This is a genomic window from Ruegeria arenilitoris (assembly GCF_013035315.1).
In the GTDB taxonomy this organism is placed as follows: domain Bacteria; phylum Pseudomonadota; class Alphaproteobacteria; order Rhodobacterales; family Rhodobacteraceae; genus Ruegeria; species Ruegeria arenilitoris_D.
In genome coordinates this window covers 113,388-135,692 of sequence record NZ_WQHP01000010.1, presented here as the reverse complement: position 1 = coordinate 135,692, position 22,305 = coordinate 113,388, and the positions used below count along the sequence as shown (strand labels likewise).

Below are 22,305 nucleotides of genomic sequence, written 5' to 3'. Positions count from 1 at the left end.
CGGGCTTCAGAAATTCACCCTTTCGAGTATTCTCTTATGCAAATTTATTTCGGTTTCGAAATAGTTGAGAAAAGGAGCGAGACCATTGAAGACTCTGCCTTTCATGCAGCACTCGACCTACGAAACGACCGATTTCGAGGACCTGCAAGTGGCTGCATCGGCGTGGGACCAGGAGTACACTCAGCTATCACCGGGACAGTTTTTCGGGAGCATGGAACTGACGGAAGTTGGCACCACTCAGGTGATGCGCGAGAAGTGGGGGCGCAAAATGAGGTACAGAGGTGTTGGCATTCCGGGTGGGTATGGCTTTGCACTGCCGCTGGGGTCTACGAACTCTGTGAATTGGCTCGGCAGCAGTGTTGAGCAAACCTCAGTTGTAATGCAGTCGCCTTATCTAGAGGCTCAACTCGTTTCCGACGACACTTGGGACAGCTTAGTATTATCATTCCCCATGGAAGAGGTTCAGGCGATTTTGATCGCGCTTTCCGGGGGAATTGACTTATCTCACCGACTCCATGGAAACCTTGTATTGAATCAGGCGAAGGCCGATAGGATCAAACGCGGGGGCCTAAGCCTTCTGCAAAAAACTAAATCCTGTTCCCCAAAAGACCATGCCGTGTATGCTGCTCAAGTAGACCAATTCAAAAAACAGTTCTTGTGGACATTGTTAGAATCCTTCAACGAATTCTTGGTTCCTTCTCCGCCGTCGAAACAGGGCATTATCGTTCAAAAAGCAACAGACCTTGCCCTAGCTGATTTTCCAGAGGTCCTCGGGCTGATTGACATTTGTACAAATTTGGGGATCAGCCTTCGCTCGTTACACTACGCTTTCCAGGATGTAGCCGGGATTTCGCCCGCAACTTGGCTGCGTCGCGTTCGGCTGAACCAAGTCTACAGAGTCCTCAAAAACTCAGACCCGATGGAAACCAAGATCAAGCGTGTCGCCGCCGAACATGGATTCCTGCATCTCGGACATTTCAGCAATCAATACAAACAACTTTTCGGACACTTGCCCTCGCACACCCATCGGGTGAACTAAGGCTGTTGTCTATGCTCAAGCGGCTTTGAGATTATGCACTTTGTATTGAGTTTGGCAGTAATGGCGTTTGAAGTTATGAACCTAACCGTCTCTGTTTTCGAACTCGGCCCGCAACTGCTTAGCCTCTTCCTCTAGCTTTTGTTTCGTTGAGAGAGGCGACCGACGGACACTCGCGTATTCGGTCTGTTCGTCTAGTTCGACGGACTCTTTTCCATCTTGCAATTGACCGTCGCTGGACAACAGAACAGCGATCCAACGGGTGGCCGGGATTTCCGAACAGATGACCATGGTCACAACCATCATCGGTATTGCCAGAAATGCTCCCACACCGCCCCAAATCGTTGCCCAGAACGTCAGCGAAACCATTACCATGAATGTGCTGAGGTTGAGGGACTTGCCCTGCATCGTAGGTTGTATCACGTTGGCAATGAATTGATCAGCAGCGCCGTATCCAAATAGTACGATCAGGAAAGGCGTAAGGCTATCGAACTGTATCAAGGCTACAAGAGATGGAAGCGCGATCCCAATAAATGCGCCGATATTAGGGATGAACCCCGCAACGAATACGGTCAGTGCCAGAAGCGGTGCGAAATCAAGGCCGACCCATGAAAAAATGACAAAGGCAACTCCGCCGCTCATGGCGCTGGTGACAGCATTGACCCACATGTACTGTTTCACGCCAACTGAAATTTTGTGCAGGACTTTCCGGGCGCGACGGGTTCCTTCTTCAGTCGCAACCAGCCTCGGCAATTTGTCGACCCAAGCCAGACGTTCGCCGATCAGAAAAGCAAGGTACAGCGCGACGAGACCGATTGTCGACATTGCGCCTCCAAACTGCCCCACAGCCGTTCCTAACCAAGACCCTATCTCGATGTCTTCAGCTGCCTGGCGACCAGCTTCAACGAATTTGGGACCCAGAAACCCTTCTAGTTTCTCCGTCAGGCTCATCAACCGTTCCTGATACCTGGGCAGTGCGTCTTGTACGTCGTCCACCGAGGAGGAGACGATCAGCCCAAGGACCAGCAGCGCCCCCACTATCACGATGATGCTGAGGAGTTGGGCCAGCCAGCCTGGAGGAGACCACCCAAGCAGGTTTGTGCGCTGGATCCTGTCCACGAGCGCAGAAGAAAGAATGAACAGAAGCCCTGTGATCGCCAACGGAATCAGAAAATCGCGCCCAAACCACAAGAAACAGATCAAAAAAGCCATGGTCCCCAGAGCAAAGAACCAATTCGAGATGAGAGTCCTGTTCAAGTTGTCAGAGGTCATGTAACGCCGCACGTTGATCTGGTGTTCCGCCGCAGTAGAAACGCCATAAACATTCGGTGCAAGTTTTAGCTGGTGAAACTATCTTTCCGAGAAGCCAAGTTCCATGAAAACGAACCTCCAGCTCATAGGATTCGCGCAAGAGATACCGACAACAACGTCGGCTATTCACAGATTTCGAATTTGGCCAAATTCCTAGCGAAGGTTTTTTGCCGGTCAAAGCGCCTTCGGGCAATGACGGCTTTGGGCTGGACCTGCCGAACGCAAGTGCAGCATGCCTTCGACTTTTGGTGGCAGGTCTGGGCTCGAACCCAACTTTCGGCAGTGCTGAGTTGCCTCGGACTTTTGCACATTTTGGATGTCTGCTTAAGATGAGAAACCCGTACCACCTCGCAGACGCAGCTAATGACCGGAATCCGCCCAATCTACCGAAATAGCCCCCCAACTTGCCCATTGCATCTGCTCGCACACTTACCTGTGCAAGGGGGCGCCAAATGCCTGGAAAAATTAGCTTCAGATTGTACAGAGACATCATTCTCAGCGAGCCCGGCCAACCGGTTTGGAGCGCCGTCGGCAAGATTTCTGAAGGCCGATTTCTTCTTCTAGGACAAATCGAGACGTACTCGAAATCCGAAGGTGCGCTATGGCTGGAAATCAGCCAAATAGGTGCAGAGATCGGCAAGAGCAACCGTGGCAAACTGGATGTCCTCCGGCATCGAAGAAAGGACACTGATCCCCACTTATTTGGCTATCTGAAGGTTCTCGAGGAAATGTATGCGGCGGCGGCCTGGATGTGCCGAGATGACGAGAACGCCAAGTATCTTCATCTGACACTGCTGAAAACAAAAAAGCCGCCCATTCTGAAGGCGGCGCTTTCAAGAGCTGCAATGTGAGCCGCAACGCAGGCTCATGATACCGGCGCTCAGAACAGGGCTCTTTCACTTATCTGATAGACCAAAAATTCCATGATTTGCTCCTGGTCACGCGTGTGGGATCAAATCATAGACTTCGCCGATAACCAGCGAAACATGAATGATGACAGCTGCAATGTGCAACTGGTGGTAAGCCTCTTTGATGAAATGGAACATGTTGTTCCCTCCCGTTTTGAATGCGCATTTTCTATCGCGTAAGTGCGACCGAGTCAACATATAAATATTTGATAAAAAACAATAAAGTCAATAATTCCACCAATTCCACGCCGCTCAAAATCGGTTTCCTAATCTTTTGGAAAAATAAGAGGTCAGCACCAAAAATAAGAGGGGGCCACGGGAAAAATAAGAGACCCAGAAAACGGCACGACTCCCCACATAACGAAGGCAGGGAGCCGGGCTTTTTAGGGCTGGTCTTACAGATCGAACGTTTGTCCGTGCTTTTCCAAATACGCGATCAGAGACAGCTCGACGGCTCGCACAACCGCTTGCTCTTTGTCCTCTCGGATTGCGTTCCAAGCAGCATAGAGATCTGGATTTACACTTACGGAAAGCTTTTGCGTACGCGCGGCCGCCCTGCGCTTTGAAGGGCTCATCTCTGGTTGGAGTGCGAGGCTCGGCTTACTGGTCGATCCGAGTGGGAAGCCCATGTCACCTTGCTCGACTTTGTTAATGTCGCCGAGACTGGGCATATGATTGTGTTTTGTTTTATCCATCATTGTTTTTCCTTATGCAGCTTGGAGAATTTCTGAGAGGGTCGTTGAGATTTCCTGCGCCAAAGCGGCAACGTTTGCGTGCGCTGATTTTGGGGAGGATCCTTGGAACGCTTTTGGTAAGTCCAGATAATCCCCACCGAAGCTCACCATCGCTTGAAAAATAGGGCGATTTGCAAGCTGAGTTGCAAAAACGGGCGCGTTTGCTTGCTGTAAGACTGCTTTGATTTCTGCGGTGATCCGATATTCGACCGCCCCTGGTTCTGTCTTGGTCAGCAAGACACGAGCCGCAATATCGCGCCTCAATACGAGGCTTTTCTGGCGCACCTGTTTTAGAACTTGGACCACCGCCAGCGCATCCAAACGAGATGTCTGGGTGGCAAGGCGATCCTGACAGGAGCCGCAAAGAAAGACCCCCAGCGGTACAGAGGACGGAACAAACCGGAAGGTCTAGGCGAACTCGGGGGCCCACCGGACTATCTCAACGAGACTGAAAAGACTGTCTGGCGCGCCTTTGCAGAGGAATTGCCTTGGTTGGTTCAAAGCGACCGTGCCTTGCTGGAATCGGCGTGTATCCTGAGGGCTCGAGTACAGGTCCATGAGAATCTCAATGCGGCTCTTTTGCGAGAACTTCGTTTGCACGTGAGCGCATTGGGCGGGTGCCCAACAAACCGCAGCAATATTCAAGTTCCCGAAAGAGAGGAGGAACACAATCCATTTGATCGGTTCGTGTAGAGCAAAAGCGTTATGTATATGCACGATTGGAGGCTGCTTTCTCATGGAAAGCGGCCTTTGATCAAAGAACAGCACCATAAGTTAGTCAGATTTTTCCAAGTCAGTAGGTATGGAAGTCAAAGAAGGTAGCCAGGCATTGTCGGCAACGTGCAAAACAGGCGGCGGCAAAATGAGAAAAAGCAACGACAAACTCATGGACCCTACGAAACGGTTCAGGAATGCGCCCAGATGCGCAGCCAGGGGTAATGGCCTCGTAACGGCCGCCCTTATTCGAGCTTTGGTGCGTATCGCGGAGGCAGCTCCAGAAGAAGATTTGCGGGCTGTTGCAGATGAACTGTCTGCGATCAGAGATGAGATCCGAGAAAGCGATATGCTTGAGCGCGATATTGATAAGTTTTGCGGCCAGGTCGAAACCGCAATTGAAGGGTTTTAGTCACCCGTCCTAGACAATTGCAGTCCAGTGCGGCTGGGGGGTGGTTTGTGAGTGGGCCATCCCCCAACTTATTGAAAAGTGCTCTTCCATAGGTCTTAGTTACATTTCATCGAAAGGTAGTCAGTGAGTGGCGAAACCAAACGGCTACTTTGGCCTGACTGCACTTATCGAAACTCTGTGTTCCATTGTTCTGGCGAGGTACTCTTGTAGCATTTGTTTTGAGAGATATAGCGCCAAACCCGAAGGCACTTGGAGCAATAGTTCAGCTGTGTTCAGCCAAGAAAGCCAGGGCATCCCTCTCAAAACGTGGCCATTCCGGGTCGTTGTCCGGGATGGTATGGTTCGAGCTTTCGTAGGCGATGAATTTCGCGTTGGGTAATCCCCTTGCAAACAACCGTCCTTGTTCGACCGGCTGCATCCTGTCACTGGTCCCATGACAAACAAGGCATGGCACCTCGACCTTGGACAAGATCGGTGTGATATCGATATTATCAATCACGCCGCGATACCGCCCCATGTTTTCGGGTGAAATCATCTTGCGCATATCTTCGGCATATTGCCGCCGTTCTTCTTGGCTCGCGCCCGGCACGATGATTTGCGCCATTAAATCACGCAGAGACGGATAATCATCGTCCCACCCGGCAGTCATCATTTGCTTAATTGCGTTGGCGCGTTCCACATCTTTTTGCGATGTTCTTTTTGCCCGACCAACGGGGAACCCACCTATCATTACGATCGCAGACACGCGGTCAGGTCGGCGCGCTGCGAAGGCGGCTGCCACTGCGGACCCCTGCGATATCGCAAGGATCGGCGCGCGCCTTATATCCGCTGCGTCGAAAACAGTTTCCAAGTCATCAACGAACCGTTCGAACGTACAAGTTTCGGCGTCCCAGTCGGATAGACCGTTGAGCCTGGCGTCAAAACGGACCAAGCGATGTCTTTGAGCGATGGAAGTGTAAATTGGAGCTTTCCCGGGATTGCGCCAGTCAAGCTCCAAGTGTCCAATCCAACTTGGCGCCTTTACGACCGGAGGACCGTCTCCAACTGAGCTCCAGGCCAGACTAATGTTGTCGTCAGTTTTGCAGAAACGAATTTCCTGTGTTTTGGCGAAGTTAGCGCGCGATTTGGACACATGTTCATCGGTGAAGTTGAACGACAGCACTTCGATCGGCTGTTCAATGCCTTTGAACGTATGCAGCCCTTCTCGGCGCAATCGTTTGGCGTAGTCCGCTCCGGCAAGATCACAAAGTACCTTTGAGGCCAGAATGCCCCCGGGTTCAGCTGCCGATTGGAGCCGCGCAGCGATGTTAACGCCGTCTCCGAAGATATCTTCGCCATCGACGGTAACGTCGCCGACATGCAAACCCGCTCTAAGCTGAATACGTTCCGGAACCAGATAGTGATGGTCTGGATCTCTTAGTTCGGTTTGAATCGCAATTGCCGCTTCTAAAGCGTTCCCTGCTGACGGAAATTCAATCAATGCTCCATCGCCCAACAGCTTGACCACCCTGCCAGATTTTTGTTCAACGATCGGCGTAACCAAATCGCGGTACAAGGTGTTCAGTGTTTTGAGAAGTAGCTTGGAGCCGCCCTGCATCATCCGACTGAAGCCGACGACATCCAGAGACATGATTGCAGCAAGGCGACGTTGGCTCATAGTTACTTCTCGTAAGTTGGCTCGAAGACACTACCACTTTCATAGATTGTTAGAACCGGCAACTTGCCTAATACCTGTGAACGTGCGGTGGAAAGATCAGTAAATAAGATATCGAATTGTCGGAAGACCGCGGAGGCGATCATTCAAAAAGGTGAGCCTATCCGTCTTCGTGGAGAACGGCGGGTTTGTCCCGTAAGTCAGACTTTGAGCGATTTTTTCCAAATGACCGATATGCGGACAATGCCGCCATTGGCTCAAAAGTAGGCAATAGCAGCGGTTCGCCAAATGCGGACATGTCCGCTCCACACGTTAGCCGGGACAACGGTCGTGGCTTTGCTCAATCGCGGTGTAACCTCTGCACGCTTACCTTTTGACGCAGCTACACTAACTCGAAAACCAGCCTTCTGTGCTGCCGATAAGACAAACAGCAGCATCGAGGCGACGTCGTACTGCGAAGTTGTCTTGTCAGTTTGACAAGAGTTACTCGGGTTTCTCTCCACCACACCTAAACAAATTCGGATTTTTGACTTTGATTGGTAAGCGCGTACAATTGTAGCAGCTTTAGGCGCAAAATCCGCAAGTTAGGCCACCTTCAAAGAGACGAAGATGGGAACGCGTGCGGCACGGGAGGGGGATATGAAGAGATTATCGGTTTGGCTTTTAGCCTTCGTGTTGCTTGCCGGCTGCTGGGAGAAAGAAGAAGAAGCGACCCAATCACTAATACGGCCTGTCAGAGCCACCGAGATCTCGGACCTATCCAGTTTGCATGACCGATATTTTGTCGGAACGGCGAGAGCCGCACGCGAAGTGTCGTTGGCGTTTCGCGTGCCGGGCAGTGTTGTCGGTGTCAACGTTCAAGTTGGCGACCTTGTGACGAAAGGTGCTGTCATCGCGGCCTTGGACCCAGCCCCGTACCAGGCCGAAGTCGATCGGCTTACTGCTGAACTTGAGAGCGCACAGGCGACGTTTGAAAACGCCAAGTTGCAAACAGATAGGCAACGATCACTGGTCGAAAAAGATGTTGCTGCTCAGGCTACACTCGACCGGTTTGTCGCGGGCGAAACATCTGCTCAGGCAGCAATCAATTCCGTCCAAGGCGCTCTGGATAGAGCCACTCTGGATTTAACTTATACAAGTTTGTCAGCGCCGTTCGATGGCCGTGTGGTCGCCAAATACATTGAAGATTTTGAAGAAGTTGCGGCACAGACTCCGGTGCTGCGCATACTCGATGCTGAGCACATCGAAGTGGTAATCGATATCCCGGAACGATACATTGCCCTGATCCCGCATATTGAAGACATAACCGTAACTTTTGACGCTCTGGGGGATGTAGTTTTACCGGCGGAAATCAGCGAGATTGGATCGGAGGCTTCAGCAACGACCCGAACCTTCCCTGTCACGTTGATTATGGAGCAACCGGAAGACGCACTTGTTCTTCCGGGTATGGCAGGGCGCGTCCGTGGCCAGCCAAAGGAGGGGTACGAACCATTCGATGCGATCATGGTTCCAGCTAGCGCGGTTTTCGTGCCTGAAGGGGAAACAGATCCGCATGTCTGGGTGTTCGATGCCGGCTCAGAAACCGTAACGGCAAGGAAGGTTTCGCTTGGCACGCCACGGTCGCAAGGGGTGGCCGTTAGTGAAGGTCTGGAATTTGGTGACGTCGTAGTCACTGCCGGAGCGAACTCTTTGCGAGAGGGTCAGAAAGTTTCGTTACTTTCTGAGGATACAGAGTAATGGGTCTCGCGGCGTTCTCAATCCGCAACGCCAAATTCGTTTGGTTCACGGTTGTCATGCTCACGTTGGGCGGCATTTCGGCTTTCTTCAGTCTGGGGCAGCTAGAAGACCCCGAGTTCACTATCAAAACTGCGGTTGTGACTACCCTCTATCCTGGCGCCAGCCCCGAAGAAGTTGAGCAGGAGGTCACAGAACGGATTGAGCTAAAGCTCCAAGAGATTAAAGAGATTGATTACATCTCGAGCGAAAGCAGGGCGGGTGTGTCGACCATTAAAGTCGAAATCCGCCCAAACTATTGGTCCGACCAACTGCCACAAATCTGGGACACGCTGCGCCGCAAAGTAAGAGACGTGGAAACAGACCTGCCCCCGGGCGCAGGTCGTCCTGCTATCAACGATGATTTCGGTGATGTCTTTGGTCTGCTTCTGGCTATGACGTCTGATGGGTTCTCCGCTCAGGAGCTTGATAGCTTCGCCGAAGACTTCAAGCGAGAGCTCTCGTTGATCGACGGTGTCGGCCGCGTTGATCTGTGGGGAGAAAGCGACAGGGTCATTTACCTGGAAACGCGGGAAGAAGCCTTGGCCGCGTTGGGCGTTTCAGCTCAGACGATTCTCAATACCTTGCAAACTCAGAATGCGGTTGTGGATGCAGGGCGGGTGAATATTGGTGACTACCGCATGCGTATTGCGCCAAGCGGTACTTTCACCAGCCCGTCGGACATTGCGGATCTGGTCGTAAGGCCAAGCGGTCTGGATCAGGCCCAAAGCGGTCAAGAACGCGGCCCCGAGCTGTTGCGGCTGGGTGAAATCGTTGACGTAAAGGAAGGCTACGCTGATCCACCGGTGACGATGATGCGCTATAACAGTCTTCCGTCCATAGGTTTGGCGATATCCTTTCAGTCCGGTGTCAATGTCGTCAGCGTTGGCGAGGCCGTAGACGCGAGAGTATCTGAGCTGATCGCAGCCCTGCCGGTGGGCATCGAGGTCGAACGGGTGCATTGGCAGTCCGATGACGTAAACCTAGCGGTCAGCAGTTTCCTGATCAGCCTTGGCCAAGCTGTCGCCATCGTTCTGGTCGTTTTGACTCTGGCGATGGGTGTTCGCATGGGGATCATCATCGGCAGCGGGTTGATCCTGACGATCCTTACCACCTTCATCCCATTGGCGGCACTGGGCATAGACCTGCAGCGCATGTCCTTGGGGGCGTTGATCATCGCGCTTGGCATGATGGTCGACAACTCAATCGTCGTTGCCGATGGCGCGATGGTCCGGATGTCGCAGGGAATGGATCGCGCGAAAGCTGCGATTGATGCCGCTACGCGTCCGGCCATGTCACTGCTCGGGGCCACCTTCGTTGCGGTCATGGCCTTCTATCCAATCTTTGCCTCCGTTGAGAGCGCCGGAGAGTATTGCCGGTCGCTCTTCTCGGTTGTTGGGATTGCGCTGCTGGTCAGTTGGTTGTTGTCGATGACGGTCACGCCGCTGCAATGCGTTGCCATGCTGCCAGAGCCAAAGGGAGGGGCCGCCGAGACTTTTGACACAGGCCTCTACGCTGTTTATCGCCGCTTTCTGGCCGCCGCGATCCGCGTTCGCTACCTGACCATTGGAGTAGCTATGGGTGCTCTGGTCATTGCTGGGGTTGGTTTTGGTTCTGTAACGCAGCTTTTCTTCCCGACGTCGTCCATGACCAAATATATGATCGACTACTACGCGCCCGAGGGAACCCGCATCGAAGCCGTTGCCGAAGCGATCACGCGGATTGAAGCACAGGTGGAATTGGATGATCGGGTGACTGGTATTGCCAGTTTTATCGGAGCTGGCCCGCCGCGTTTCTACCTGCCGGTCGACCCCGAAGGAACAAACCCTTCCTACGCGCAAGTCATTGTGAACGTCGAAGATTACCGCGATATTCCCGAGATGACCAAAGAGATATCGCTTTGGATATCAGCCAATATGCCCGAGGCGACTTCTTTCACACGCCAATTCGGTGTCGGGCCTAGCAATACATGGGCGTTCGAGAACCGCATAGTCGGCCCAGCAAATGCCGATCCCGAGACTTTGCGCGAAATTGGAGACAGAGCAGTTGCGATACTGGATCAGCATCAATGGACGAAAGTGGCCCGCACCGATTGGCGCAATCGTGTCCTGAAAACTGTCCCAGACTATGACCAGGACCGAGCACGGTGGACCGGTATCACCTATGAAGATCTTGGTAACACGACAAAACGTGCATTTGACGGGCGTTCGGTCGGCCTCTACCGCGAGGGTGACGAGTTGCTGCCAATCATCGTCCGGCCTGGCGCGGAAGACGTTGCTGCCGTTGATAACTTTGAACTGCTGCAACTGCAGTCACCGTTTTCTGTTGAGCCAGTCCCATTGGCGCAGGTCGTACGCGGCGTGAATATCCAGCCCGAAGACCCGACGATCAATCGTCGCGACCGGCGTCGTGTTCTGACGGTGCAAGCCAATCCAATCGATAGCGTAACTCTGCCAAGCTATCGCGCCGCGGTTCTTGCCGATTTTGAAGCTTTGGAGGCTGAATTACCGCCGGGCTACAGCATGGAATGGGGTGGAGAGTACGAGGACACAGTGTCTGCGCAAGCGTCTTTGATTCCGGGTATGATCCCTGCGTTTTCGATCATGGCATTGATTGTAGTTGGGCTGTTTAACTCATACCGCAGACCGCTGGTCATTTTCCTGACTGTACCTTTTGTGCTGATAGGTATTGTTCCGAGCCTGCTCCTCACAAACACACCGTTTGGGTTCGTTGCATTGCTCGGGGGCATGAGCCTGGCGGGCATGATGATCAAAAATGCAATCGTTCTGATCGATCAGATCAACGATAACTTGGCCGAAGGTCAGCCGGGCTACGACGCCGTTTTGAATGCCGGAGCCTCAAGACTTCGCCCTGTCGTACTGGCCGCCGCCACTACAGTCTTGGGCGTGATACCGCTACTTCCAGACGTGTTTTGGGTGGGTCTTGCTGTCACGATCATGGGCGGTTTGACGGTGGGCACGATGCTCACAATGATCCTGGTCCCGGTATTGTTCGCCACGCTGAGTGGCATTCGACAGTCACCGAAAGCCGTTTGACGTCACCTTCATTGGTGGTCTTTGGATCGTTTTTTTTGGAGCATGTAGTTGTTGAGTGTAGACAGCTTATTCGGGGGTAAAGATGGACAATACAGTACTCTACTTTCTGGTCGGCATCTTCGTGGTTGGCCTAGTCTCATTGGGATATTTTGCCAAAGGTAGCGGAGCACTGCTTGTGATCGTGATATTGGTTGGCGTGTTGTTGGCAATGATCGCATTTTTTGGAGGTTACTTTGGCGAAACACCGAAGTGAGCTTGTAATGGCATTATTGAAGACGCGTCGCTAGTTACAGAAAACGTCAGTTGATCCGAGAATGAGGCTCATTGTATTCGCTTTGTTTTTGTTGCTCCGAGAAAAAGTGGATTACCCGTTCTAGTGGCCGACTTTCACCAGCGAATCCTGAGAACGTTGCCGCTGCGAAACTCCCGCTGCTGAACCGTTGTTGCGTGGCTCGCTGTAAAGCCCACTCTGGAGAATGTCGGCTTTGGGCTCAACGCAGACGTTCGTCGAAAATTCGTGAAGGACCGCATCGCGGACAAAGCGGTCTGTGGTTCTCCAATCAAATCGGCCGACCTTGGGTTTACAGTACACGGTTGTGGAGAGTGAGAAGGATTAGTTGTCTTCACTTCCGGAAGTATAGTGTCTCAATTGGCACCCTTTATTGCATGCTGAGCAGGACGTTATGGCTCACGAGCGTCCAGATACCCTCCGGTTAAGCCCTTTTGAGTGTCAGATGGTATCGTCCCAAAATTAGGTTGTTGGTTGTTCGGGTGCGTCACCTAGAGCCAGCAGCAAAAGAATAGCCAAAAGGGGTGATCCAACCAGACCGATCAGGAACCAGATCAAACCGGATCGGTTGCGCCGCCCTGCCATCGTGATCGGCAGGATATAAAGCCAGATCACGACAACCAGCAAGATGAGCATAAAAATCAACTGGATAACTGGTGCATCCATGAAATTTTGCCTTTCGTATCTTGACGCCATTTTTAAAACGGCTGATCCGGTTAGATAGACAATGGCCCGAAAGCGTTTTCGGGTATTAATTTAGCCCAACATGGGTCCCGGGCGTCCCAACCCTCTCCCTTTGGGTTCCTTGGCTATCAGACAGTGCCGTCCAAATGTTTGGTGCTTTCTGGGTCACAAGGTAGCAAGGTCGGCAAAACGGATAAAGTGGGTGTTCAAGGAACCTTTTAAAGCGCCTTTTCAATGAACTTTGAAAAAAGCTCACCCTGCGAGTTGATCCTAAGTTTCGCGTAAATGTTGCGTCTGTGGATGCGGACTGTGCCTGGAGAGATGCCGAGAATTGTGCCAACAGCTTCTGCCGAATGGCCCTTCAATGTGAACTCAACGACTTCTCGTTCTCGTGGCGTCAGAACGCCATCGCCAAATGCCTGGAATGCTAGATCAACGCGACGACTAACGCCATTCGCTGCGGCGCCTCGGGCCATCGTTGGAAAGTCACTCCAATGTTTGCAACAGGCTGCCCGAACGAGCGGCCATAGAGCGTGCAAATGACGAATTTCCTTGGCGGAAAAAGGCTTCTCTGCTCGCATGAGCGAGACCACAACCATCCCAGCGCCTGGGATATCGATAAAGTAGCCAATCTCCTCTGCTAACCCAGTCCTTTTGTAATAGCTGCGATAGTATTCGCCCTGATAGAACCTGTCCGGTGCGATATCGCGCATGCGGTACAGACCCGGTGTTATTGGCTTTGTCGCGGCCAAAAAAAATGGATCAAGTACGTAGGGCCCGGCTTGGTAGTCCTCAACAAAAATACGCCGTTTGCTTTTGGGGAAATCGTCGTGAAGGTCTATTGGTGCTTCGGTTCCGACATGGCCAAACACCACCGTAAAATCAAATGGTGCGACCTGCCGTATGCCATCTGCCAAAGCACATGGAAATTCTGGGGTTCCGATCTTCTCCACGACCCTGCCGGCCTCTTCCATCCAATCGTACACGCGCCGCTCCAGATTTTCGAAAAGCACCTCTATACCCCAATTGTGGTATATACAGCTATTCCGAGTTATTGTTACTTTTTCCTTGTTTGAGTGGTATGCCAACAAATGCCAAAAAATCAAGCAAAAGGAAAACGGCAGTATATGAGCTTTGACATGAGCGTCACCATGCAGACGATTGCGGAACTCCGAGGAGTGACCAAGACCTTCGGGAATGTGGTCGCCGCCAAAGACCTGAATCTTTCCATTGGGAAAGGAGAGTTCCTGTCGTTCTTAGGCCCATCTGGTTGTGGCAAAACCACTGCGCTTAGAATGTTGGCAGGTTTCGAGAAGCCAACCGAAGGTCAGGTGTTGCTCGATGGAGAAGTCGTCAACGACTTGGATGCGCACCATCGCCCAGTCAACATGGTGTTTCAGCACTATGCTCTTTTTCCTCACCTAAGCGTGTTCGACAACATCGCGTACGGCCTGCGCCAACAACGACCACGCGTAGACAAACAAACAATCGCGACAAAGGTTGAGCAAGCGCTGGAAACTGTCCGTCTTGGTGGGTTTGGCCCACGTCGCATCTGGGAGATGTCTGGTGGTCAGCAGCAACGCGTCGCTTTGGCGCGTGCGATCGTAAACGAGCCCAAGCTTTTGCTGCTTGATGAACCAATGGCTGCTCTGGATCGAAAGCTTCGAAAAGAAATGCAGTTTGAACTGCAGAACCTGCAACGACAACTGGGAATAACTTTTGTCCTCGTCACGCACGACCAAGAAGAAGCGCTTTCAATGTCCGACCGAATTTGTGTGATGGAAGGCGGCAGTATTGTGCAGGTTGGCAGCCCACGCGAACTCTATGACATGCCCCGCAGCCGCTACGTGGCTGGATTTGTAGGCACCTCAAATTTCTTTGATGCAACTGTGACTGACTCAGCAGCCGACCAAATCACTGTGCGTTTAGCGAGTGGCCAAAAGGTGCACGGAACTCCGGAGATTCCAATAGATGCAGGGCAGGAAGTGTGCGTTAGTATCCGTCCTGAACAGATCACGCTGACCCGCGCGCTACCCACAGCTGAAATCGCTCTGCCAGTTACCATTCAAAATCGGATCTTCCTTGGGGAGCACACAGAATACCTTGCGCGCAACGAAGCACTGGGTGATTTCCACGTACTTGTGCCAAGGCAAGCGGAATTGAACGAGGGGACGTTCAATGCAGGAGAGCAGGCCGTTGTTTCATGGGGCGAAGGCGCACTGCTGATCCTGGAAAAATAACAAATCCCGCAATCCAACAACAGAGAGGTTCACAATGACCAAGGATAATGGGACTATTTCCAAGCAAAAGTTCATGGAAGAGCTTCGCCGGTACCAAAAGGGTTCGGTTACACGGCGACATTTCTTAGGCGTGACAGGTCTTGGGATGGCAACGGCCGTTCTGGGCACGGCCATTCCTGGGTTGCGTCCACGCCCGGCATTTGCTGCCGGGGACATTGGCGACCGAGTGATCCTCGCCACATGGCCGAACTACCATGACGAGATGAACTTCGAAGCCTTCACGGAAGCCACTGGCGCCCATGTTCAGGTCAATGTTTTTGGCTCGAACGAAGAGATGTTGGCAAAACTACAGGCTGGAGGGTCTGGCTGGGACGTTTTCGTTCCAACCAACTACACGATCACTACGTATGTGGGTGAAGATCTGATCATCCCGCTCGATACGTCCAAACTGCCAAACTACGACGCAGGTTCATTCGAACAGCGCTTTTCCGATGCCGGTTCTGTCGATGGCCAGCTTTACGCGGTGCCAAAAAACTGGGGCACGACTGGCTTTGCAGTGAACACCAGCAAGCTTGACGGCGCTCCGACTCCAACCACATGGAAAGAGTTCTGGGACCTTACTATGGAAGGTTACTCAGGCCGGACAATGGTGCATGATTACCAACTCACCACCATCGGTAATGCCCTGAAATACTTCGGCTACTCCTTCAACTCGGTCGATGAGAAGGAACTGGCGGATGCCGAGAAATTGTTGCTGGATGCCAAACCGCATCTGTTTGCAATCTCGTCGGATTATCAGCCACCGATGCGTAACGGTGACGCCTGGATGACGATGTGCTGGACAGGTGACGGCAAGCAGATGAATGTCGACATGCCTGAAATCGCCTACGTTCTGGGAACTGAGGGCGGTGAACTCTGGTCCGACTACTACGCTATTCCTAAGGGCGCACCCCATATGGATGCCGCTTATGCCTTGATCGACTTCCTGCTGAACCCGGAAGTTAATGCGAAAGAAGTTCTCGCTCACGGCTATCCATCGGCTGATGCTCGCACCAATGCGTTGCTGCCGAAGGAACTACTGGAAGATCCGATCCTTTATCCGGCAGCTGACCTTCTGAATGCACTCGAGTTCGGCGCGGCGGCTACACTAACCGATCCAAACCGTGCCGAGTTGCTCGCCCGCTTCAAGTCGGCCTAAGCAGCAAGGCCGCCAATATCGGAAAAGACGAGGACAAAATGACCGAACGAGGCAGAAAAGCACTGTTGCTGGCTCCAGCAGGAATATGGCTTTTGGTAATGCTAGCCCTTCCTCTGCTGGTCGTCTTCGTCTTTTCCTTTGGCGAACGGGGTGCCGCCGGAGGCTACGTTCCAGCGTTCACGTTGGAACAATATGCCAACCTTCCTGCGCGATGGACGGCGTTTAAGAACACTTTGATCCTTGCACCTCTGGGGACTATCGCTGCGTTGGTAATTGCCTACCCGCTCGCCTACTTTCTTGCAGTGCGTTGTTCACCAAAGTGGAGAACTTCGCTGTTGATCCTAGTGATCGTGCCGTTCTGGACATCGATCCTGATCCGGTCATACGCTTGGATTTTCATCCTTGGGGGGCGTGGCTTGCCCGCTTTACTGGAGTCGATCGGCATCGATGATATCCGCCTGATAAATACGCCGTTCGCTGTGCTTGTCGGGATTGTCTATGGGTATCTACCTCTGATGGTTTTCCCGATTTTTGTAAGCTTAGACAAACTGGATAAACGCCTACTGGAAGCATCGGCTGATCTCGGCTCTACCCCATGGCGTACGTTCCGTCAGGTGACACTTCCTTTGTCGGTGCCTGGTATCGCAACTGGCTGCATGCTGGTCTTCATCTTGCTGATGGGCGAGTTTCTGATCCCAGCGATCTTGGGCGGCGGAAAGGTCTTTTTCGTCGGAAATGCGCTGGTGGACCTGTTCCTGCAGTCTCGGAACTGGGCGTACGGATCGGCGGTCGCAATGACTCTGGTTGTCGTAATGCTTGTCACTGTCTCAATTTACATGAAATTCATCTCGCGCCTGGGTGGCCAGCGCGAAGATGTCTCGCTGATGTGAGGGTCCGATGCGCTTATACGCGATTTGCGTCTACCTTTTTCTCTATATTCCAATCGGCATCATCGCGCTTTTCAGCTTTAATGCCGGACGACACGCAAGCCAGTTCATGGGGTTCTCGACCCAATGGTATGGTAAAGCGCTGAACAACCCATTTGTAATGGACGCGCTCGAGACCAGTCTGCTTGCGGCATTCATAACTGCTTGCCTCGCATCCACTCTCGGAACCATGGCAGCCATCGCTTTACAAGGGGTTAAGGGATGGCTCCGAACTTTGTTTGATGCGATGATTTATATTGCGATAATGATACCCGGTATCGTCATCGGCATCGCGACGCTCATTGCCCTGGTCACCGTATTCGGCTGGCTAAACCCGCTTCTTGCAAGCCTATGGCCCGATGGAGCAAATCCCCCGCAACTTTCCATGGGGATGCCCACGCTTGTCGCCGCACACACCATGTTCACAATGGCGCTGGTCATAATCATCGTACGTGCAAGGCTATCGGGTATGGACCGCGCGCTCATGGAAGCTTCGGCTGACCTCTTTGCGACGCCCTGGGGCACCTTTCGACAGGTGACCCTGCCGTTGATAGCACCGGCAATTTTGGCAGGCTTCCTGCTCAGCTTCACTTTCTCATTTGATGATTTCATCATCGCGTTCTTCGTAGCTGGCTCAGAAACAACGCTGCCAATCTACATATTCTCATCCATCCGGCGCGGCGTAACACCCGAGATCAATGCCATCGGCACTATGGTTATGGGCGCGTCGCTCTTGTTGCTCGTAGCAGCGCAGCTGCTTTTGCGCCGAGGCGCCTCAAAATCGAATAATTAAATAAAGGAGCCAAGTGACATGCGGCTTGCAGGTAAGGTCGCGCTCGTGACGGGCGCGGGATCAGGAATTGGTCGGGCGGGTTCAATGGCAATGGCACAAGAGGGTGCGCATGTTGTGGTAACCGATCGCGATGCAACACTTGCTGAAGCCACTTTGGCCGCGATCGTTGCGCAGGGAAATCAAGCATCTGCCATACAGCTTGATGTGACCGATGACGATGCCCTTACCAGAACCATAGACGAAGCAGTTAAAAACTTCGGTCGGCTTGACGTGTTGCACTCTCACGCTGGGTTGCAGATCGAAGGAACGCTGGAAGAAGTGGAACCAGATGGAATGGATGCTTCTTGGGCATTGAATGTCCGCGCTCACTTCATTGCCGCGCGTGCAGCCGTCCCCCATATGAAATCACTAGGTGGAGGCAGCGTGATCGTCACGGCCTCCAATTCTGGGGTTCAATATGACCGGGGTATGATCGCCTATGCGACTACAAAGCACGCTGCTGTTGCGATGGTCCGGCAGATGGCAGCCGACTACGCTGTCCATGCAATCCGTTTCAATGCCCTATGTCCAGGATTTGTAGACACCCCTTTCAATGCAGGCTTCGAAAAGCAGATGGGAGGCCGTGCCAAACTGGAAAGCTACATCGAGCAGGCGATCCCCATGAGTCGATGGGCGACAGTTGAAGAGATTGGCCATGGGATCGTCTATTTAGCTTCAGATGAATCCGCTTTTATGACGGGGCAAGCCCTGGTTATCGATGGCGGTGAATGCATTTAGTGGTGGGTTAGACCGCTCAAGAGAATGTCTATCGCCGCAATTCATTTTGCGAGCACATTTCAGTCCGCTTTGGGCTCGATGCGGTCATACGCTGCGCTGCTAACGAACGTCGCGTACTCTGATGAAACCTGTCTTTAGCTCCCTGATAGATTCAGTTGGTCGACACGGTGTCGGTGCCTGGAGAGGGAGGGAAGGATGGAGGACAAACGATGTCCATTATTCAACTTCCTGCCATCACACCGAAGCGCCCGCCGTGGAACAAAGGTCGCCATATAGGCCAGAAACGCCCGCTTCTCGCGAAGCAGGTCTGGGCCATCCGCGCCCGGCTTGAACTCTCGGACAATCTCAGGGACTTGGCACTCTTCAATCTTGCGATCGATAGCAAGCTGCGAGGCTGCGATCTCGTTCGTTTGAACGTAGCCGATCTTGTTGCTGGTGATCGGGTCCGCGAACGCGTGACAGTTGTCCAGAGCAAAACAAATCGGCCAGTCAAATTCGAGGTTTCGGAAAATACCCGCCAGTCCATCTGGACCTGGGTATGTCGCCCGGAGATGCTTGGACGCAATTTCCTTTTCCCAAGCCGCTTCCACGAAAGGCCGCATATATCGACGCGACAGTACGCGCGTTTGGTCCGCGATTGGGTGTCGGCGATTGGTTTGGAGCCAAACGGTTACGGCACGCATTCGCTGAGACGCACAAAAGCGGCACTGATCTACCGGAAAACGGGCAATCTACGCGCGGTGCAGCTCTTGCTTGGCCACACCAAGGTTGACAGCACAGTTCGATATCTTGGCGTTGAATTGGAAGACGCGCTGAGTATCGCAGAAAAGATCGACGTGTGAAGATTAAGCGGGCGGCAAGAGTCGCCCGCTTTTCGTGACTGGCAATTGTCGCATGAGTGTCGACCATCCACCGGGCTTCTGAGCCGAAACGAGCGTCACCATCGTCGTCGATTGAGTTGAATCTCCCGCCCGGATCGCTGGGCTCAGGTCAGTAGCTGGGGCGTCATCACACCCAAGTGACTGCTTGTGCGAAGTAAGCAGTCACTCATGAAAAGTGCGGCGAACATCCTCTTCGAGCCCAAAGTGCAGTTTTCTGCGCGATGCCCCAACGACTGCAATACGCAGAAAGCGGACTTTGCAAAGTCTCGCCAAGGCACCAAAACGGACGCTTATCGCTGTCTCGTATGCAGCAGGATAATTTCCCAAAAATGATCGTTAGTCTTCTGTGCCGCTGACCCAAGCCACCTTCAAGTTTGGATCGAAGAGCAACGGTTTCACCTCTACTTGCCTAGTTCTAAGCCAGACAGGCTCAAATTCTCTGTTGTCCGCCAAAGCATCAAGGCTTGTATCGTGCGTAGTCGAAGTCCATATACACGAGGCTTACGTTTTTCTTTTTCGACCTGCTGTCTCCCCAATTCGGCGTTCAGTCTTTCGATTCAGACCGACCACGCCGAGTCGCCGCAATGATGCGGGCGGCACGTATTAGGAGACTTCCACCATGGCAAATGGCACAGTAAAATGGTTCAACTCAACCAAAGGTTTTGGCTTTATCGAGCCTGAAGATGGCAAGCGCGACGTGTTCGTGCATATCTCAGCAGTTGAACGTTCCGGCCTTAGCGAATTGAAAGACGGTCAGAAAGTTACTTTCGACGTCGAAGCTGGCCGTGACGGACGCGAAAGCGCCGCCAATCTGGCACTCGCCTGACCTTTCACGGGCACCCATAAGGGTGCCCGTTTGAACAATGGGCGACTATAAGCCGTCGGAGACCAAGTAAGTTGCAACCTAAAGACTGGACGCGGGTGCTCGCGCAGTACCGTGTGCCCGATGCGAAGCGCAGTGTTTTTGAACTTGCGATCACTGTTTTCCCCTTATTCGCGCTATGGGCCCTAGCGTGGTTTGCGTTGTCATTCAGCGTCTGGATCGCAATATTTCTGGCCATCCTGAATGCCGCATTTCTGGTCCGTATCTTCATCATCATGCATGATTGTGGTCATGGATCTTTCTTTAGAAGTCGCCGCGCATGCAATTGGATCGGCCGGGTTCTGGGTGTTCTTACCGTTACTCCCTATGACGTTTGGCGGCAAAGCCATGCGATTCACCATGCCTCAACCGGTAACCTTGATCGGCGTGGTATGGGTGACATCCCTACATTGACCATTGAGGAATACCTGAAACGGAATTGGTTCGGGCGTGCCGCGTATCGTCTGACCCGGAACCCCGTCTTCCTGTTCGGTGTTGCGCCGATCTATACGTTCTTTATTCAATACCGCTTACCTGTTGGCTTCATGCGGTCGGGCTGGCTGTATTGGGCAAGTGCGATGGGAACAAACGCCGCAATTGCAGGGTTATTGGCTCTGATTTTATGGGCCGGAGGCTTTGAGGTGTTGGCGTGTGTTTTCCTGCCAACCGTGATTGTCGCATCATCCATTGGTATTTGGCTTTTCTACATTCAACACCAGTTCGAACACACGACTTGGGATCGGGAAGAGGGCTGGAACCTTCAGAACGCCGCGTTCTATGGCAGTTCTCACTATGCCCTGCCAGGCATCCTGCGGTGGTTCTCTGGCAACATTGGTGTGCACCATGTTCACCATCTCGCCAGCCGCATACCGTTTTATCGGCTAAACGAGGTTTTGTGTGACCATTCTGAGTTGGAAGATTGCCAGCGTATTACTTTATTTGAGAGCCTTCATTGCGCACGGTTGCATCTTTGGGATGAAAAAAGTCAACGTCTGCTGACATTTTCCGAGGCTTTGTCGAACGCCAATTCCAATAGGTATTTAGTGTAGTCTGGCGCGGACCAGATAGGCTTCGACGGTATCACCTCCTAGGGCGCGAATGGCCTCTAATCGGTGAAGGCCTTCAATCAGTACGAACCTCTTGTTGTCCGAGCGTATCTGGATCGGGGTCTTCTGGCCGTTCTTCAGAATATCTTCGGCCAGCGTCAGCACTTTTTGCTGATCAAGTGTTTTTGCACGTTTCACAGGTACATAGATCAATTCAAGCGGATATGGTCTTTTCTCCAACATAAGCTACGTGAGCAACCTTTCGTGCACTTGTTCCGTTTCGGGTTTCGCTTCAAAAGCAGGCGCTGGAACGCACGTCATAGAACCGAACGAACAGCGTCGCGCAGTTCCTGATGCATGATCCAAGTTGCTGGCTCATCGTCACTTTCGATGTGAGAAAAGGCCAGGACCTGGGCGGCGCCATCATTCTGTGCCGATCCGGCTTCGGGAAGTTCGAGTTCCAGATATTCAGCAATTAATAGTCCGATTTTCTTGAAGACCTTGATGCAGGCCTCGCGCGATTTGTAACAGGCTGCCTGAGACAAGTGACCAATAGTCAGACCTTCCTTGCCTGCGATTGTAAGTGCTTTGAGCATTGTTACCTGCGCAGGGGTGAGCCTGATCTGGCGTAATGCCTCTGCATATTCTCTTTCACTGGGAACGAAGGTGCCGGAGTTTCCCTCCAAACGGCGTTGACCGCTTCGCTTCCTGTCTCGTTCTTCGAGAATTTCTTTTAAGGCTTCAATGGCCAATGCTGGTGTTTCGCCAACTGCATCGGCAATCATTGCCTGCGTTTTAGCCGGTGGCTTAGGAAATGCCCGTGCAACACTATTGCCGCTCAGAACGCCAGCCTTAATCAAGTACTTTCCAAATTCTTCTTCAATCACTCCTGATACGTCAGCGTTCCGCGACTTACGAACACTGCGGTCCTGAAATGCTCTTTGTTCCAGACCATGAGCTGACATCTTTGAACCGGGAAGAGTTACTTGAGGGGCATTTTTACGCATCAGA

Annotated in this window: 22 protein-coding genes; 14 read left to right on the top strand and 8 right to left on the bottom strand. The window is 52.6% G+C overall.

Features of this window, described 5'->3' with window-relative positions; all coding sequences use genetic code 11:
* Positions 1-85 precede the first annotated feature (85 nt).
* Positions 86-1,039 (top strand): helix-turn-helix domain-containing protein, encoded by a 954-nt coding sequence (locus GOV53_RS18745; RefSeq protein ID WP_170469312.1) that lies wholly within the window; start codon positions 86-88, stop codon positions 1,037-1,039.
* Positions 1,040-1,120: 81 nt separating this feature from the next.
* On the opposite strand, the gene GOV53_RS18740 is transcribed toward GOV53_RS18745, so the two are convergent.
* Positions 1,121-2,248 (bottom strand): AI-2E family transporter, encoded by a 1,128-nt coding sequence (locus GOV53_RS18740; protein WP_170469309.1) that lies wholly within the window; start codon positions 2,246-2,248, stop codon positions 1,121-1,123.
* Positions 2,249-2,799: 551 nt separating this feature from the next.
* On the opposite strand from GOV53_RS18740, the gene GOV53_RS18735 reads away from it, so the two are divergent.
* Positions 2,800-3,198: a hypothetical protein gene (locus GOV53_RS18735; RefSeq protein WP_170469306.1), complete on the top strand. Its 399-nt coding sequence runs from the start codon at positions 2,800-2,802 to the stop codon at positions 3,196-3,198.
* Positions 3,199-3,650: 452 nt separating this feature from the next.
* On the opposite strand, the gene GOV53_RS18730 is transcribed toward GOV53_RS18735, so the two are convergent.
* Both GOV53_RS18730 and GOV53_RS18725 read right to left on the bottom strand, forming a co-directional pair.
* Positions 3,651-3,953 carry a hypothetical protein gene (locus GOV53_RS18730; protein WP_170469303.1) on the bottom strand — a complete coding sequence of 101 codons (303 nt, stop codon included), beginning with the start codon at positions 3,951-3,953 and terminating at the stop codon, positions 3,651-3,653.
* Between the two features lie 9 nt (positions 3,954-3,962).
* Complete coding sequence (locus GOV53_RS18725) at positions 3,963-4,310, bottom strand: hypothetical protein (protein WP_170469300.1); 348 nt, start codon at positions 4,308-4,310, stop codon at positions 3,963-3,965.
* Positions 4,311-4,791: 481 nt separating this feature from the next.
* Between GOV53_RS18725 and GOV53_RS18720 the strand changes: the two genes are divergently transcribed.
* Complete coding sequence (locus GOV53_RS18720) at positions 4,792-5,115, top strand: hypothetical protein (RefSeq protein WP_170469297.1); 324 nt, start codon at positions 4,792-4,794, stop codon at positions 5,113-5,115.
* Positions 5,116-5,377: 262 nt separating this feature from the next.
* Here GOV53_RS18720 and GOV53_RS18715 read toward each other — a convergent pair whose 3' ends face one another.
* Positions 5,378-6,772, bottom strand: coding sequence for an alpha/beta fold hydrolase (locus GOV53_RS18715; RefSeq protein ID WP_170469294.1), 1,395 nt, complete (start codon positions 6,770-6,772; stop codon positions 5,378-5,380).
* A gap of 636 nt (positions 6,773-7,408) precedes the next feature.
* Here GOV53_RS18715 and GOV53_RS18710 point away from each other — a divergent pair.
* From GOV53_RS18710 to GOV53_RS18700, 3 genes are all read left to right on the top strand, one after another.
* Positions 7,409-8,506 carry an efflux RND transporter periplasmic adaptor subunit gene (locus GOV53_RS18710; protein ID WP_170469291.1) on the top strand — a complete coding sequence of 366 codons (1,098 nt, stop codon included), beginning with the start codon at positions 7,409-7,411 and terminating at the stop codon, positions 8,504-8,506.
* The gene (locus GOV53_RS18705; protein ID WP_170469288.1) at positions 8,506-11,598 is read left to right on the top strand and encodes an efflux RND transporter permease subunit; all 3,093 of its coding nucleotides are present in this window, start codon (positions 8,506-8,508) and stop codon (positions 11,596-11,598) included. The genes GOV53_RS18710 and GOV53_RS18705 overlap by 1 nt, the downstream gene beginning before the upstream one ends.
* An 82-nt stretch (positions 11,599-11,680) precedes the next feature.
* The gene (locus GOV53_RS18700; RefSeq protein WP_170425586.1) at positions 11,681-11,851 is read left to right on the top strand and encodes a hypothetical protein; all 171 of its coding nucleotides are present in this window, start codon (positions 11,681-11,683) and stop codon (positions 11,849-11,851) included.
* Between the two features lie 498 nt (positions 11,852-12,349).
* Here the strand turns inward: GOV53_RS18700 and GOV53_RS18695 are convergent, their stop codons facing one another.
* Positions 12,350-12,553, bottom strand: coding sequence for a hypothetical protein (locus GOV53_RS18695; protein ID WP_058283652.1), 204 nt, complete (start codon positions 12,551-12,553; stop codon positions 12,350-12,352).
* 236 nt (positions 12,554-12,789) lie between these two features.
* Positions 12,790-13,557, bottom strand: a complete 768-nt coding sequence (locus GOV53_RS18690; RefSeq protein ID WP_331252683.1) for a helix-turn-helix transcriptional regulator — start codon at positions 13,555-13,557, stop codon at positions 12,790-12,792.
* Between the two features lie 153 nt (positions 13,558-13,710).
* Here GOV53_RS18690 and GOV53_RS18685 point away from each other — a divergent pair, with 153 nt between their 5' ends.
* The 8 genes from GOV53_RS18685 (at position 13,711) to GOV53_RS18650 (ending at position 21,297) form a co-directional block, all read left to right on the top strand.
* Complete coding sequence (locus GOV53_RS18685) at positions 13,711-14,811, top strand: ABC transporter ATP-binding protein (protein ID WP_254439337.1); 1,101 nt, start codon at positions 13,711-13,713, stop codon at positions 14,809-14,811.
* A gap of 34 nt (positions 14,812-14,845) precedes the next feature.
* Positions 14,846-16,009, top strand: coding sequence for an ABC transporter substrate-binding protein (locus GOV53_RS18680; RefSeq protein WP_093962198.1), 1,164 nt, complete (start codon positions 14,846-14,848; stop codon positions 16,007-16,009).
* A 38-nt stretch (positions 16,010-16,047) separates the two neighbouring features.
* Positions 16,048-16,899, top strand: a complete 852-nt coding sequence (locus tag GOV53_RS18675; protein WP_093962199.1) for an ABC transporter permease — start codon at positions 16,048-16,050, stop codon at positions 16,897-16,899.
* 7 nt (positions 16,900-16,906) lie between these two features.
* The gene (locus GOV53_RS18670) at positions 16,907-17,728 is read left to right on the top strand and encodes an ABC transporter permease (protein ID WP_010442232.1); all 822 of its coding nucleotides are present in this window, start codon (positions 16,907-16,909) and stop codon (positions 17,726-17,728) included.
* An 18-nt stretch (positions 17,729-17,746) separates the two neighbouring features.
* Positions 17,747-18,505: an SDR family NAD(P)-dependent oxidoreductase gene (locus tag GOV53_RS18665; protein WP_170469284.1), complete on the top strand. Its 759-nt coding sequence runs from the start codon at positions 17,747-17,749 to the stop codon at positions 18,503-18,505.
* A 209-nt stretch (positions 18,506-18,714) separates the two neighbouring features.
* The gene (locus GOV53_RS18660) at positions 18,715-19,347 is read left to right on the top strand and encodes a tyrosine-type recombinase/integrase (RefSeq protein ID WP_170469282.1); all 633 of its coding nucleotides are present in this window, start codon (positions 18,715-18,717) and stop codon (positions 19,345-19,347) included.
* Positions 19,348-20,005: 658 nt separating this feature from the next.
* The gene (locus GOV53_RS18655) at positions 20,006-20,212 is read left to right on the top strand and encodes a cold-shock protein (protein ID WP_170328727.1); all 207 of its coding nucleotides are present in this window, start codon (positions 20,006-20,008) and stop codon (positions 20,210-20,212) included.
* Between the two features lie 71 nt (positions 20,213-20,283).
* A complete protein-coding gene (locus GOV53_RS18650; RefSeq protein ID WP_170469280.1) occupies positions 20,284-21,297 on the top strand; it encodes a fatty acid desaturase in 1,014 nt (337 codons plus the stop codon).
* Here the strand turns inward: GOV53_RS18650 and GOV53_RS18645 are convergent.
* Together GOV53_RS18645 and GOV53_RS18640 are read right to left on the bottom strand one after the other, a co-directional pair.
* Positions 21,289-21,537, bottom strand: coding sequence for a ParB N-terminal domain-containing protein (locus GOV53_RS18645; protein WP_170334757.1), 249 nt, complete (start codon positions 21,535-21,537; stop codon positions 21,289-21,291). The genes GOV53_RS18650 and GOV53_RS18645 overlap by 9 nt on opposite strands.
* A gap of 74 nt (positions 21,538-21,611) precedes the next feature.
* A complete protein-coding gene (locus GOV53_RS18640) occupies positions 21,612-22,301 on the bottom strand; it encodes a hypothetical protein (RefSeq protein ID WP_170334759.1) in 690 nt (229 codons plus the stop codon).
* Positions 22,302-22,305: the final 4 nt, after the last annotated feature.

What these genes read in the sequence shown, in the direction of transcription:
- GOV53_RS18740 (WP_170469309.1), bottom strand. Translation starts at nt 2,248, where the DNA reads ATGGCTTTTTTGATCTGTTTCTTGTGGTTTGGGCGCGATTTTCTGATT.
- GOV53_RS18735 (WP_170469306.1), top strand. Translation starts at nt 2,800, where the DNA reads ATGCCTGGAAAAATTAGCTTCAGATTGTACAGAGACATCATTCTCAGC.
- GOV53_RS18730 (WP_170469303.1), bottom strand. Translation starts at nt 3,953, where the DNA reads ATGATGGATAAAACAAAACACAATCATATGCCCAGTCTCGGCGACATT.
- GOV53_RS18720 (WP_170469297.1), top strand. Translation starts at nt 4,792, where the DNA reads ATGGAAGTCAAAGAAGGTAGCCAGGCATTGTCGGCAACGTGCAAAACA.
- GOV53_RS18715 (WP_170469294.1), bottom strand. Translation starts at nt 6,772, where the DNA reads ATGAGCCAACGTCGCCTTGCTGCAATCATGTCTCTGGATGTCGTCGGC.
- GOV53_RS18710 (WP_170469291.1), top strand. Translation starts at nt 7,409, where the DNA reads ATGAAGAGATTATCGGTTTGGCTTTTAGCCTTCGTGTTGCTTGCCGGC.
- GOV53_RS18705 (WP_170469288.1), top strand. Translation starts at nt 8,506, where the DNA reads ATGGGTCTCGCGGCGTTCTCAATCCGCAACGCCAAATTCGTTTGGTTC.
- GOV53_RS18700 (WP_170425586.1), top strand. Translation starts at nt 11,681, where the DNA reads ATGGACAATACAGTACTCTACTTTCTGGTCGGCATCTTCGTGGTTGGC.
- GOV53_RS18695 (WP_058283652.1), bottom strand. Translation starts at nt 12,553, where the DNA reads ATGGATGCACCAGTTATCCAGTTGATTTTTATGCTCATCTTGCTGGTT.
- GOV53_RS18685 (WP_254439337.1), top strand. Translation starts at nt 13,711, where the DNA reads ATGAGCGTCACCATGCAGACGATTGCGGAACTCCGAGGAGTGACCAAG.
- GOV53_RS18680 (WP_093962198.1), top strand. Translation starts at nt 14,846, where the DNA reads ATGACCAAGGATAATGGGACTATTTCCAAGCAAAAGTTCATGGAAGAG.
- GOV53_RS18675 (WP_093962199.1), top strand. Translation starts at nt 16,048, where the DNA reads ATGACCGAACGAGGCAGAAAAGCACTGTTGCTGGCTCCAGCAGGAATA.
- GOV53_RS18670 (WP_010442232.1), top strand. Translation starts at nt 16,907, where the DNA reads ATGCGCTTATACGCGATTTGCGTCTACCTTTTTCTCTATATTCCAATC.
- GOV53_RS18665 (WP_170469284.1), top strand. Translation starts at nt 17,747, where the DNA reads ATGCGGCTTGCAGGTAAGGTCGCGCTCGTGACGGGCGCGGGATCAGGA.
- GOV53_RS18660 (WP_170469282.1), top strand. Translation starts at nt 18,715, where the DNA reads ATGTCCATTATTCAACTTCCTGCCATCACACCGAAGCGCCCGCCGTGG.
- GOV53_RS18655 (WP_170328727.1), top strand. Translation starts at nt 20,006, where the DNA reads ATGGCAAATGGCACAGTAAAATGGTTCAACTCAACCAAAGGTTTTGGC.
- GOV53_RS18645 (WP_170334757.1), bottom strand. Translation starts at nt 21,537, where the DNA reads ATGTTGGAGAAAAGACCATATCCGCTTGAATTGATCTATGTACCTGTG.
- GOV53_RS18640 (WP_170334759.1), bottom strand. Translation starts at nt 22,301, where the DNA reads ATGCGTAAAAATGCCCCTCAAGTAACTCTTCCCGGTTCAAAGATGTCA.